Genomic DNA, 11489 nt, shown 5'->3' with positions numbered 1-11489 from the left:
CGCAATGCGGGAATGGATTGCAGATGGGACGCAAATTCTTCGGCACCGACGGGATTCGGGGCGAGACCAACACCGGGGCGATGACCGCCGAGATGGCGATGCGCGTGGCGCAGGCGGCGGGCGCGCATTTCCGCCGCGGCGACCATCGCCACCGGGTGGTGATCGGCAAGGATACCCGCCTGTCGGGCTATATGATGGAAAGCGCGCTCGTCGCGGGCTTCACCAGCATGGGGGTGGATGTCATCATGACCGGACCCCTGCCCACCCCGGCGGTCGCGCTGCTGACGCGCGAGATGCGCGCCGATCTGGGCGTGATGATCTCGGCCAGTCACAATCCCTATCGCGATAACGGGATCAAGCTGTTCGGTCCCGACGGGTTCAAGCTGGACGACGATACCGAGACCGCGATCGAGGCGCTGATCGAGCAGCAGCCCAGCCTGGTGCCGGCCGCCCATATCGGCCGCGCCCGCCGGATCGAGGATGCGCGCGGGCGCTACATCCACGCGGTCAAGCAATCGGTCAGCGACGACATCAGCTTCGACGGGCTGAAGGTGGTGATCGATTGCGCCCACGGGGCAGCCTATCAGGTCGCGCCCAGTGCGATCTGGGAACTGGGGGCGGAGATCGTGACGCTGGGCGTCGATCCCGACGGCACCAACATCAACGACGGGGTCGGCTCCACCGCGATCGCCGCGGTGCAGGCCAAGGTGATCGAGGAAGGCGCCGATATCGGCATCGCGCTGGACGGCGATGCCGACCGGCTGATCGTGATCGACGAGAAGGGGCAGGCGGTCGACGGCGACCAGATCATGGCCCTGATCGCGACGCGCATGGCGGAAAAGGGCGAGCTTACCGGCGGCGGCGTGGTCGCCACGGTGATGAGCAATCTCGGCCTCGAACGCCATCTGGCCGAGCGCGGCCTGACGCTGGAGCGGACCAAGGTCGGCGACCGCTACGTGCTCGAGCGTATGCGCGCGGGCGGCTTCAATGTCGGGGGGGAGCAGTCGGGCCACATGATCCTGCTCGATCACGCGACCACCGGCGACGGCACGGTCGCGGCCCTGCGCGTGCTGGCCAGCCTGGTGCGCGAGGGCCGCCCGGCGAGCGAGGTGCTGCACCGCTTCGAGCGCGTGCCGCAAGTGCTCCACAATGTGCGCTATGCCGGCGGTCACCCGCTCGAGGCGGACAGCGTGAAGGCCGCGATCGCCGATGCCGAGGCGGAGCTGGCCGACAAGGGCCGCCTCGTCATCCGACCGAGCGGCACCGAACCGGTGATCCGCGTGATGGCGGAAGGCGACGACGAAGCGCAGGTCGAGACCGTCGTTACGCGTATCTGCGATGCGGTGCGCGAGGCGGCCGGCTGATGCTGGAGATGCGGCCCGATTGCGAGCGCTGCGGCGTCGATCTTCCGGCGGAAGCTCCGGGAGCCTTCATCTGCAGCATGGAATGCACCTTCTGCGCGCAGTGCGCCGACGCGCTCGACGATCTCTGCCCCAATTGCGGCGGCGAAGTGATGGACCGTCCAACGCGGAGCAAGGCCTTGCAGCAGAAGTACCCGGCTTCCGCGCAGCGGCGGTTCGAGGCGTGAGCACTCCTCCGCGTATCCTCGCCATCGCGGGCTCCGACAGCTCCGGTGGGGCCGGCATCCAGGCCGATATCAAGACTGTCACCATGCTGGGCGGCTACGCCATGACCGCGATCACCGCGATCACCGCGCAGAATACGCGCGGCGTGCAGGCGGTCGAAACGCTGTCCGCCGACCTGGTCGGCGCGCAGATCGATTCCTGCATCGGGGATATCGGGGCGGACGCGATCAAGATCGGCATGCTCGGCTCGCCCGCCATCGCGCGCGCGGTAATCGAGCGGCTCGACAGCTTCGACGGGGCGGTGGTTTTCGACCCCGTTATGGTCGCGACCAGCGGCTCCGTTTTGGCGGACCAGGATACCATCGCCGCCTTTTCCCAGTTGATGAGCCGCGCGACGCTCGCCACGCCCAACCTGCCCGAACTCGCCGCGCTTACCGGCCTACCCTGCGACAGCCCGGACCAGATCGCCGGGGCCGCGACCCGGCTCGCCAGCGATTACGGTTGTGCGGTACTGGCGAAGGGCGGTCATGCCGAGAGCACGCGCGTGATCGACCGGCTGGTCCATGCCGACGGCTCCTTCGCTTCGTTCGACGATCCCTGGATCGATACGCGCCATACGCATGGCACCGGCTGTACGCTGTCGTCGGCGATCGCGACGCTGCTGGGCCACGGCCAGCCTCTCGAACACGCGGTGCGGCTCGGTCGACGCTTCGTGCGCGAGGCATTGCAGAAAGCGCCGGGTTTCGGTGCGGGGCATGGACCGCTGGGCCATCAGGCGGTGCGCGGCGACTGACCACGCCCAGCCGGGCAGCCCTACCGGTCGAGGTCGTAGAACTCGGCGATATGCGCCCACGCCTCTTCGGCCGTCTCGCACCAGGTGATGAGGTCGAGGTCGCGCCTCGACACGGTCCCTTCGTCGGCCAGCGCCTCGAAATCGACCACCCGGTTCCAGAAGTCCTTGCCGAACAGCAGGATCGGCATCGGCTTCATCTTGCCGGTCTGGATCAGGGTCAGCAGCTCGAACATCTCGTCGAACGTGCCGAAACCGCCGGGAAACACGGCCACCGCCTTCGCCCGCAGCAGGAAGTGCATCTTGCGCAGCGCGAAATAGTGAAAGTTGAAGCTGAGATAGGGCGTCACATAGTGATTGGGCGCCTGTTCGTGCGGCAGGACGATGTTCAGGCCGACCGATTCGCCGCCCGCATCGCTCGCGCCGCGGTTGGCGGCTTCCATGATCGACGGGCCCCCACCCGAACACACGACGAACTGCCGCTTGCCATTCTCGATGATCGCCTTCTCGGTGATCATGCGCGCCAGCGTATAGGCCTCGTGATAGTATTTCGCCTTGGCCGCCAGGCGCTCGGCCACCGGCTTCTCCTCCTCGGTCGCAGCTTCCACCGCGGCTTCGGCCTGTTCGGGCGAAGGAATGCGGGCCGAGCCGTACATGACGATGGTGGAGCCGACCCCGGCTTCCTCCAGCAGCATTTCCGGCTTCAGCAGTTCCAGCTGGAAGCGGACCGGGCGAAGCTCCTCGCGCAGCAGGAAGTCGCGGTCCTGGAAGGCGAGGCGATAGGCGGGATGGCGCGTCTGCGGCGTGTCGCTCGGCGATTTCTCGGAGAATTGCGCCTCTTCCTGCGCCTTGTAGAATTTCCGGTCGCCGATGGGGCTATCGTGTTCGTTCTTGTCGCTCATTGCTGCGGCCCTAGTGCGGGCCGCGCGGGTCGGCAATGGCGCTGTTATCGGCTCAGGACTTGATCCATGCCCGCAGGACGAAGGCGACCGCGCCCAGCGCCGCGACGCTCATCGCCCAGATCGCGGCCATCCAGGCGAGCCGCCGCCAGAGCGGGGCATCGTCAGCCTCGGACCGTTCGGGCCCCATCAGTGATAGCCCTCCGCCCCGACCTTGCCCCGGAACACCCAATAGGCCCAGGCGGTGTAGCCGATGATCAGCGGCATGGTGATCGCGACTCCGACCAGCATGAAGACCTGGCTGCGCTCTGGCGCCGCGGCGTCCCAGATGGTCAGGCCCGGCGGCACGACATAGGGCCACATGGTCACGCCCAGTCCGGCCATGCCGAAGAAGAACAGCGCCAGCGCCAGCCAGAACGGCTTCGAATGGCGCGCCGCCTTGAGCGAGCCGAGCAGCGCCACGGTCACCACCGCGGTCAGGATGGGCACGGGCAGCGCGTAGTAGATTTCCGGCGCGGACAGCCAGCGGTCGGCATATTCGGGCCGCAGGCCGAGATTGTATAGGCTGACCGCGCCCATCAGCAGCACGGTCGCGACCGTGGCCCAGCGGGCCAGCCGCCGCGCGCGATCCTGCACCTCGCCGTCGAGCTTCCACACCAGCCAGCATGCGCCCAGCAGGGCGTAGCCCGCCACGGTGCCGACCCCGGTCAGGAGCGTATAGGGCGTCAGCCAGTCCCACCAGCTGCCGCTGTAGGCGCGGTTGGTGACCTCGATCCCCTGCAGCAGCGCGCCCAGGATCATCCCCTGCGCCAGCGCGGCGACGAAGCTGCCGAGACTGAACCCCACGTCCCAGAACTTGCGGTGGGCATCGTCGCGCCAGCGAAACTCGAACGCCACCCCGCGAAAGACGAGGCCCAGCAGCATGGCGATGACCAGCGGATAGGTCGCGGGCAGGATTACCGCGTAGGCGAGCGGGAAGGCGGCGAACAACCCGCCGCCGCCCAGCACCAGCCAGGTCTCGTTCCCGTCCCACACGGGCGCGATCGAGTTCATCGCCCGGTTGCGGCCATGGCCCACCTCGAAGGCGGGGAAGAGGATGCCGATGCCAAGGTCGAACCCGTCCATCACCACATAGGCGAAGATCGCGAAGGCGATGATGAAGGCCCAGATGGTCGTGAGATCGAAATTCACCAGCATGCTCAGCGCTCCATCCCGGGCGGCAGCTTGTCGGCGTCGAATTCGATGCTTGCGCGCTGCAGCGCGGGCGTGATCCCGGCGGTGCGGATGGGGCCCTTCTCGCCGATCCGCACGCCGCGTTCGCCCGGTTCGGGGTTCTTGCGCATCAGGCGCAGGATATACCAGGTGCCGACCCCGAAGACCGCAAAATAGACCACGACGAAAGCGATCAGCGAGGCACCCACGGCGGGCGCGGCCAGCGGGCTCGCAGCCTCGGTCGTGCGCAGCATGTTATAGACCACGTAAGGCTGCCGACCGACCTCCGTCGTGACCCAGCCCGCGATCACCGCGACGAAACCGGCGGGCGAGATCAGGAGCGCCGCGCGGTGCAGCCATTTCCAGTCGTAGAGCCGCTTGCGCCAGCGCGCGACGAGGCTCCACAGTCCGATGCCGAGCATCGCGAAGCCGAGCCCGACCATGATCCGGAACGACCAGAACACGATCCCCACCGGCGGCTCCTCGTCGTCGGGAATGGTATCGAGCCCCGCGAGCGGCGCGTTGGGATCGTGCTTCAGGATCAGGCTGGAAGCCTTGGGAATCTCGACCGCGTATTTGACCGTCTTCTCGGCGCTGTCGGGAATGCCGAACAGGATCAGCGGCGCGCCGTCGGGATGGCTCTGGTAGTGCCCCTCCATCGCCATGACCTTCTGGGGCTGGTGCTCCAGCGTGTTGAGGCCATGCGCATCGCCCGCGAAGATCTGGATCGGCACGACCAGCGCCGCCATCCACATCGCCATGGAAAACATCTTGCGCGCGTGCGGGCTCGCCCGGTCGCGCAGCAGGTGCCAGGCCCCGACCCCGCCGACGACGAAGGCTGTGGTGAGATAGGCCGCAAGCACCGTGTGCACGAGCCGATAGGGGAAGCTGGGGTTGAAGATGATTGCCAGCCAGCTGTCGCCGGGCAACATCCGCCCGTCCGGCCCCATGATGAAGCCGGTAGGGGTCTGCATCCAGCTGTTGACCGACAGGATCCAGAAGGCGGAAATGGCGGTGCCGCCTGCGACCATGCAGGTGGCGGCGAAGTGCAGCTTCTTGCCCACCCGCTCCATCCCGAACAGCATCACGCCCAGAAATCCCGCCTCCAGGAAGAACGCGGTCAGCACCTCGTAGGCCATCAGCGGCCCGATCACCGGCCCCGCCCGGTCGGAAAACACCGACCAGTTGGTGCCGAACTGGTAGCTCATCACGATGCCGGAGACGACGCCCATGCCGAACGCGACGGCGAAGATCTTCAGCCAGTATTTGAACAGGTCGAGATAGAGGCTCTTGCCCGTTTTCAGCCACAACCCCTCCAGCACCATCAGATAGCTGGCGAGCCCGATCGAGAACGCCGGGAAGATGAAGTGGAAGCTCACCGTGAAGGCGAACTGGATGCGGGCGAGGATTATCGGGTCGAATGCGTCGAACATCTCGCCCGCACCCTAGGCGACGGGATGCCGGCGCGAAAGTGTCGCGTTTTCACCTTTAGTTGCGCATCCTGCAACAAGTTGCGGGAAACGGTGAAAGTCTGGAATGGATTTCGCAACTCTCGACTTAGGCGACCCGTCCTCGCAGCGCGGAAAGGTCGTATCCGGCATCGGCAGCCAGACGCAGACGCTCTTCAAGCTCGCGCTCATCCGGGTTGGCGATCGCGTCGAGCGTGATCGACCGCGTGCCCGACCGGCAATAGGCCAGCGTCGCGCCAGTCGCCTCCTGGCGCGCCGTACGGTGTGCAGCGACTGAATCGGGCGGGAACACGCCGCCGCTTATCGGAATATGGTGGAATGCCATGCCCTCGGCCTCAGCCGCAGCGCGCATCGTCGCGACGTCGGGTTGGCCAGGCTCCTCTCCGTCGGGCCGGTTACAGATCACGGTGGTGAAGCCGTCCGCCGCCAGCGCCGCCATGTCCTGCGGCGCGATCTGCGGCGCCACGGCGAAGTTTTTGTCCACCCGATTAATGATCACGTCTTTGCTCCTTCCCTCAGGCGCACCAGCGCCACGCCTGCCAGCATCGCTAGCACGAATATCGCCGCCGCGCCCGGATCGATCGCCAGCGCGGCGAAGCCCGGCCCGGGACATAGGCCCGCGATCCCCCAGCCGATACCGAACAGCGCTGCGCCTATCACGAGGCGTGGCGTCAGATCGTTGCGCCTCGGCAAAGCGAATTGCGCCTCGAAGAGCGGGCGCTCCATCCGACGCTGTATGCGCCAGGCGAGGGCCATCGTCACCACCGCGCCGCCCATCACGAAGGCCAGCGTCGGGTCCCACTCGCCGAAAAAATCCAGGAAGCCGCGCACGCGCGCAGGATCGGTCATGCCGCCGATTGCCAGCCCCGCCCCGAACAGGCAGCCCGCCACCAGCGCGACCAACGCACGCAATCTCATCCCAGCACCCGCCAATCGAGCACGTTCATCGCCGCTACGGTCGCGATGCCGGTCGCCATGAAGATCGCGGTCGCAAGCAGAGATCGCGGTGCCAGGCGGCTCATACCGCATACGCCGTGCCCGCTGGTACATCCGCTGCCCAGCCGCGTCCCGACGCCCACGATGAGCCCCGCGATCGCGAGCGGTACAGGCGCGGCGAAATGGCTCGGTAGTCCGCCTGTCACCACGCCGACGACGAGCGCCCCCAGCGGCAGGCCCAGCACGAACAGCCATGCTTCACCTCGGGACATCCCGCTGCCGCCCAATCCCGCGGCGCGCGTCGCGATGCCGGAAACCCCCGCGATCCGTCCATTGCCAAGCAGCATCAGCGCGGCGGCGAGCCCGATCAACACGCCGCCGACCAGCCCGGCAAGCGGAGCGGCCTCGGGAAATCCGGGCAAGCTCATGCCGCGCGCCCGGCGATCGCGATGCGAATGTGCATCTTCGGCTCCGTCACTGGTCGGGAAGGGTCACGGGCAAGCGTTCTATTTGTCCCTGCTCGCCGCCGTCAAGCGATCGGAAGTGGCGCCCGGTCTCGAGGGCCACGTTACAGCAGCGATAGCGAAGGAGGAATTGGATGCCCCGTGAGGATTCGAACCTCAATTGACGGAGTCAGAGTCCGTAGTCTTACCATTAGACGACGGGGCATCGGCCAGCGGGGTCCAGCGACCCACCTGTGGCGAGGCCCGCGCATCTAGTTTCGCCGCACCGGGCCGTCAAGGCCCCGAGGGCGACTGGCCGTCGAGGCGCGCGACTATCCGGCCATGCGCTGCCACGGCGGACGGCGCGCCAGCTTGCCCCCCGCCGTCCGATTGGCTAGGTTCCATCCCAAGTCCCCGTGCGGCCTTTCGCGCGGGAGGAAAAGAACGAGACATATCATGGCGGACATGAATCCGCCGGACTTCGACAGGAGGGCTGGCAAGACGGGGGAAGAACGGTCCGGCAAGGTAGCCGATTATCGCTACAAGAGACCCCCGCAGCCCGAAGACAAAGCCATCGCAGGCGGTGCGATCCGTTCGCGCGGACCGGGCCTATTGCCGCGTCGCGCAGCGCATCCCCGGCGACAGCGCCAGGCCTATGCTGCGCTCGACCTCGGCACCAACAACTGCCGCCTGCTGATCGCCCGCCCATCGGGCGAGAACTTCACCGTCATCGACGCCTTCAGCCGCGTGGTCCGGCTGGGCGAGGGATTGGCCGCGTCCGGCAAGCTGTCCGATGCCGCGATGGAGCGGACCATGGCCGCGCTGCAGGTCTGCGCCGACAAGCTGCGCCGCCGCAACGTCCATCTCGCGCGTTCGGTCGCGACGGAGGCCTGCCGCCGCGCCACCAACGGCCCCGCCTTTATCGAGCGGGTGCGGCAGGAAACCGGCATCGCGCTCGACATCATCTCGGCGCAGGAGGAGGCGCGTTTGGCCGTGCTGGGCTGTCACATCCTGCTGGAGCAGGGGCACGGCCCCGCCATCATCTTCGACATCGGCGGCGGATCGACCGAGCTGGTGCTGATCGAGCCGGGCGACGGGCCGGTGCCGCATATCGTCGACTGGCAGAGCGTGCCCTGGGGCGTGGTTTCCCTGACCGATACCGTCACGCGCCGGGGCGAAGGGAGCGAGGCGCGGGCCGATCGCTATGCCCGGATGCGCAAGACGGTGGACGATGCCTTCGCCGAGTTCGGCGAGCGCATCGCGTCTTTCGCGAAGCACGAAGACATCCGGCTGCTCGGCACCAGCGGCACGGTCACCACGCTTGCCAGCCTCTATCTCGAGCTGCCGCAATACGACCGGCGCGCGGTCGACGGGCTGATCGTGCCCTCCGCCGCGATGCGCGACATCTCCACCCGGTTGTCCACGATGAGCATGGACGAGCGCGGCACGCTGCCGTGTATCGGGCAGGATCGGGCGGAGTTGGTGGTGGCGGGCTGCGCCATCCTCGAATCGATCCTCGACCTGTGGCCGGCCGATCAGCTCGGCGTGGCCGATCGCGGTATTCGCGAAGGCATCCTGCGCAGCCTGATGGCGGCGGACTTCGCGGCGGAAATGACCCGCGAAGCGGTCCGCCGCACACGCGACGAAAGTCTCGCGAAGTGAGCCGCCTGCTGTTGGCCGGAGGCGCGGCATGAGCCGCGCCCGAAGCGATCCCGATCGCAAGCTGCGCAAGGCAAAGGGGCGCACCGCGTCCTCCGCCCGCTGGCTGGAACGGCAGCTCAACGACCCATACGTCAAGCAGGCGAAGGCCGACGGTTATCGCAGCCGCGCCGCCTACAAGCTGATCGAGCTGGACGAGCGTTTCGGGGTATTGAAACGTGCCACCCGCGTCGTCGATCTCGGCATCGCGCCGGGCGGGTGGAGCCAGGTGGTGCGCAAGCTGCGGCCCAAGGCTGCGATCGTCGGCATCGATCTGCTGGAAACCGAACCGATCGACGGCGTCACCATCTTCCAGATGGACTTCATGGCAGACGAGGCACCCGCGGCCCTGTCGCAAGCGCTGGACGGCGATCCCGATCTGGTCCTGTCGGACATGGCGGCCAACACGGTGGGGCATAAGCAGACCGACCACCTGCGCACGATGGGCCTGGTGGAGGCCGCGGCCTGGTTCGCGATCGAGACTCTGGCCCCCGGCGGTGCCTTCGTCGCCAAGGTGCTGGCAGGCGGCACGGATGCCGAACTGCTGGGCCTGCTCAAGAAGCATTTTCGCGCCGTGAAGCACGCGAAACCCCCGGCGAGCCGCAAGGGTTCGTCGGAGTGGTACGTCGTCGCGCAGGATTTCAAGGGCCGGGAGTAAAGCCCGGCCGCCTGATCAGTTGGTCCGTCTAATCAGTTGGAAGGCGCCGCGTTGTCACTCGCCACCGGCTGCTCGTCACCCATCGCATCGACCGCCGAATCGGGCTGCAGCGGCTCGCCCTCGACCACGCCGGGACCTTCGCTTGCACCATCCACGCCTTCGGCCGCGCCCTCTGCAGGCTCGGTCGCCTCGGGGGTCGGCAGCGGCGGGCCGCCACCGTTTTCACGCAGATAGAGAATCACATTGGCGCGATCTTCAGCCTTGCCGAGACCGGCGAAGCTCATCTTCGTGCCCGATGCGAAGGCACGCGGGCTCTTCAGCCAGGCGTCGAGGTTCTCGTAAGTCCAGGTGCCGCCATGGCCCGACAGGTCGCTGGAGAAGGCAAAACCGCCCCGTCCCTCGCCGATCTTCTCGCCCACCACGTGGTAGAGATTGGGGCCGATGCCGTTGGGTCCACCCTGCGCGATCGTGTGGCAGGCGGCGCATTTGGCGAAGATCGCCTCACCCTTCGTCGCATCGCCCTGCGCCAGCAGGGTCGCCAGCGAGGGGCCCTCTTCGGCGCTGGCATCGTCCGCGACGCCCTCGACGAAATAGCCTTCCTTCTCGGGCTCCTCGGAATGGAACACGCGGCTGCTGATGCTGGAAAGGCCCAGCGCCACGACGCCCGAGAACAGGACCCAGCCGAAAATGGTATTGCGGTTGTCGTTCATGCGGACGGTCGGCTTTCGCGATAGAAATTGGATGGAGGAGGTGTTTGCGCCGCGATCTAGTCAGGCGCGCGGGCGAAGGCAAGTCCCAAGCCGGTCCTCGAACCCCCGCGCGCGAGCGCGCTTGCGGCGAACCGGCCGGGCCGCTACCCGGCGCTCCACCATGAGCAGCTTCCCCGGCCCCGCCCTCGCGATGGTAGAGAAAATGCGCGCGGCCGCCGCCGCGCAGCCACACCGTGCGATCGCGTTGCAGGGATCCCCCGGCGCCAATTCGCACCGCGCGGCACAGGAATATGCGCCGGACATGCTGCCCCTCCCCTGCTTCTCGTTCCGCGACGCGATCGAGGCGGTGCAACAGGGTACGGCCGGTTGCGCGATCATCCCGATCGAGAACAGCCAGCACGGGCGTGTGGCCGACATCCATTTCCTCCTGCCGGGCAGCGGGCTGAAGATCGTGGGCGAGCATTTCATGCGTATCGAACATGCGCTGATGGGTCTGACCAAGGGGCCGTACACCGCCGCCTACAGCCACCCGCAAGCGCTCGGCCAGTCGGCGCAGTTCCTGCGCGAGCGGAGTATCGTGCCGCTCAGCCATGCCGACACGGCGGGGGCCGCGGCCTTCGTCAAGGAACGCGGCGATCCCAGCCTCGCCGCCATCGCGCCCGCCATCGCGGCCGATCTCTACGGTCTCGAAATCGCCGAGCGCAATGTCGAGGATGCCTCCGACAACACGACTCGTTTCGTGGTGCTGGCACAGGAAGGAATCAACCCCGCGGACCTCATCGGCGAGACCGCGATGACCACGTTCGTGTTCGAGGTGAAGAACATCCCCGCCGCGCTGTACAAGGCGCTGGGTTGTTTCGCGACCAACGGCGTCAACATGACGAAGCTCGAAAGCTACCAGCAGGGCGCGAGCTTCGCAGCGACCACCTTCTATGCCGATATCGAAGGGGTGCCGGGCGAGGCGCGCGTCGATACCGCGCTGGAGGAGCTGGCGTTTCAGACCAGCGCCGTGCGCCTGCTCGGCAGCTACCGCCAGGCGCGCAAGCGGGGCTGATTGCCGGTCGCTCCACGGTCTGGTAATATCGCGT

General features: G+C 67.2%; 14 protein-coding genes and 1 tRNA gene. 6 read left to right on the top strand and 9 right to left on the bottom strand.

Annotated elements, in window-relative coordinates:
* The first annotated feature begins 23 nt into the window (after positions 1-23).
* The 3 genes from glmM to thiD are packed head-to-tail and all read left to right on the top strand — an operon-like array spanning position 24 to position 2379.
* Positions 24-1364, top strand: coding sequence for a phosphoglucosamine mutase (gene glmM / locus F7D01_RS08520; protein ID WP_215227195.1), 1341 nt, complete (start codon positions 24-26; stop codon positions 1362-1364).
* Positions 1364-1588 (top strand): DUF1272 domain-containing protein, encoded by a 225-nt coding sequence (locus F7D01_RS08515; protein WP_215227194.1) that lies wholly within the window; start codon positions 1364-1366, stop codon positions 1586-1588. Before glmM ends, F7D01_RS08515 begins: the two co-directional genes overlap by 1 nt.
* Positions 1585-2379: a bifunctional hydroxymethylpyrimidine kinase/phosphomethylpyrimidine kinase gene (gene thiD / locus F7D01_RS08510; RefSeq protein WP_215227193.1), complete on the top strand. Its 795-nt coding sequence runs from the start codon at positions 1585-1587 to the stop codon at positions 2377-2379. Before F7D01_RS08515 ends, thiD begins: the two co-directional genes overlap by 4 nt.
* A gap of 20 nt (positions 2380-2399) precedes the next feature.
* Here thiD and F7D01_RS08505 read toward each other — a convergent pair whose 3' ends face one another.
* From F7D01_RS08505 to F7D01_RS08470, 8 genes are all read right to left on the bottom strand, one after another.
* Entirely contained in the window at positions 2400-3278 is an 879-nt protein-coding gene (locus tag F7D01_RS08505) for a TIGR00730 family Rossman fold protein (RefSeq protein ID WP_215227192.1), read from the bottom strand.
* A 52-nt stretch (positions 3279-3330) separates the two neighbouring features.
* Positions 3331-3465: a DUF2474 domain-containing protein gene (locus tag F7D01_RS08500; RefSeq protein WP_215227191.1), complete on the bottom strand. Its 135-nt coding sequence runs from the start codon at positions 3463-3465 to the stop codon at positions 3331-3333.
* Positions 3465-4472, bottom strand: coding sequence for a cytochrome d ubiquinol oxidase subunit II (gene cydB / locus F7D01_RS08495; RefSeq protein ID WP_305825941.1), 1008 nt, complete (start codon positions 4470-4472; stop codon positions 3465-3467). Before cydB ends, F7D01_RS08500 begins: the two co-directional genes overlap by 1 nt.
* Before the next feature lie 2 nt (positions 4473-4474).
* Complete coding sequence (locus tag F7D01_RS08490; RefSeq protein ID WP_215227190.1) at positions 4475-5920, bottom strand: cytochrome ubiquinol oxidase subunit I; 1446 nt, start codon at positions 5918-5920, stop codon at positions 4475-4477.
* A gap of 124 nt (positions 5921-6044) precedes the next feature.
* A complete protein-coding gene (locus tag F7D01_RS08485) occupies positions 6045-6455 on the bottom strand; it encodes a TIGR01244 family sulfur transferase (RefSeq protein ID WP_215227189.1) in 411 nt (136 codons plus the stop codon).
* Positions 6452-6874, bottom strand: coding sequence for a DUF6691 family protein (locus F7D01_RS08480; RefSeq protein WP_215227188.1), 423 nt, complete (start codon positions 6872-6874; stop codon positions 6452-6454). The genes F7D01_RS08485 and F7D01_RS08480 overlap by 4 nt, the downstream gene beginning before the upstream one ends.
* On the bottom strand, positions 6871-7320 hold the full coding sequence (locus tag F7D01_RS08475; protein WP_215227187.1) for a YeeE/YedE family protein: 450 nt from the start codon (positions 7318-7320) through the stop codon (positions 6871-6873). Before F7D01_RS08475 ends, F7D01_RS08480 begins: the two co-directional genes overlap by 4 nt.
* Before the next feature lie 167 nt (positions 7321-7487).
* Positions 7488-7561 (bottom strand) — tRNA-Gln (locus F7D01_RS08470).
* 230 nt (positions 7562-7791) lie between these two features.
* Here F7D01_RS08470 and F7D01_RS08465 point away from each other — a divergent pair.
* The gene (locus F7D01_RS08465; protein WP_215227186.1) at positions 7792-8997 is read left to right on the top strand and encodes a Ppx/GppA phosphatase family protein; all 1206 of its coding nucleotides are present in this window, start codon (positions 7792-7794) and stop codon (positions 8995-8997) included.
* Positions 8998-9025: 28 nt separating this feature from the next.
* Positions 9026-9691 carry an RlmE family RNA methyltransferase gene (locus tag F7D01_RS08460; RefSeq protein ID WP_215227185.1) on the top strand — a complete coding sequence of 222 codons (666 nt, stop codon included), beginning with the start codon at positions 9026-9028 and terminating at the stop codon, positions 9689-9691.
* 32 nt (positions 9692-9723) lie between these two features.
* On the opposite strand, the gene F7D01_RS08455 is transcribed toward F7D01_RS08460, so the two are convergent.
* Entirely contained in the window at positions 9724-10401 is a 678-nt protein-coding gene (locus tag F7D01_RS08455; protein WP_215227184.1) for a cytochrome c family protein, read from the bottom strand.
* Positions 10402-10561: 160 nt separating this feature from the next.
* On the opposite strand from F7D01_RS08455, the gene F7D01_RS08450 reads away from it, so the two are divergent.
* Positions 10562-11455, top strand: a complete 894-nt coding sequence (locus F7D01_RS08450) for a prephenate dehydratase (RefSeq protein ID WP_215227183.1) — start codon at positions 10562-10564, stop codon at positions 11453-11455.
* Positions 11456-11489 lie beyond the last annotated feature (34 nt).

Source organism: Erythrobacter sp. 3-20A1M, from assembly GCF_018636735.1.
In the GTDB taxonomy this organism is placed as follows: domain Bacteria; phylum Pseudomonadota; class Alphaproteobacteria; order Sphingomonadales; family Sphingomonadaceae; genus Alteriqipengyuania.
This window is presented reverse-complemented; position numbering and strand designations above follow the sequence as displayed.

What these genes read in the sequence shown, in the direction of transcription:
- F7D01_RS08455 (WP_215227184.1), bottom strand. Translation starts at nt 10,401, where the DNA reads ATGAACGACAACCGCAATACCATTTTCGGCTGGGTCCTGTTCTCGGGC.
- F7D01_RS08515 (WP_215227194.1), top strand. Translation starts at nt 1,364, where the DNA reads ATGCTGGAGATGCGGCCCGATTGCGAGCGCTGCGGCGTCGATCTTCCG.
- F7D01_RS08490 (WP_215227190.1), bottom strand. Translation starts at nt 5,920, where the DNA reads ATGTTCGACGCATTCGACCCGATAATCCTCGCCCGCATCCAGTTCGCC.
- glmM (WP_215227195.1), top strand. Translation starts at nt 24, where the DNA reads ATGGGACGCAAATTCTTCGGCACCGACGGGATTCGGGGCGAGACCAAC.
- F7D01_RS08465 (WP_215227186.1), top strand. Translation starts at nt 7,792, where the DNA reads ATGGCGGACATGAATCCGCCGGACTTCGACAGGAGGGCTGGCAAGACG.
- cydB (WP_305825941.1), bottom strand. Translation starts at nt 4,472, where the DNA reads ATGCTGGTGAATTTCGATCTCACGACCATCTGGGCCTTCATCATCGCC.
- F7D01_RS08500 (WP_215227191.1), bottom strand. Translation starts at nt 3,465, where the DNA reads ATGGGGCCCGAACGGTCCGAGGCTGACGATGCCCCGCTCTGGCGGCGG.
- F7D01_RS08460 (WP_215227185.1), top strand. Translation starts at nt 9,026, where the DNA reads ATGAGCCGCGCCCGAAGCGATCCCGATCGCAAGCTGCGCAAGGCAAAG.
- F7D01_RS08475 (WP_215227187.1), bottom strand. Translation starts at nt 7,320, where the DNA reads ATGAGCTTGCCCGGATTTCCCGAGGCCGCTCCGCTTGCCGGGCTGGTC.
- F7D01_RS08505 (WP_215227192.1), bottom strand. Translation starts at nt 3,278, where the DNA reads ATGAGCGACAAGAACGAACACGATAGCCCCATCGGCGACCGGAAATTC.
- F7D01_RS08480 (WP_215227188.1), bottom strand. Translation starts at nt 6,874, where the DNA reads ATGAGATTGCGTGCGTTGGTCGCGCTGGTGGCGGGCTGCCTGTTCGGG.
- F7D01_RS08450 (WP_215227183.1), top strand. Translation starts at nt 10,562, where the DNA reads ATGAGCAGCTTCCCCGGCCCCGCCCTCGCGATGGTAGAGAAAATGCGC.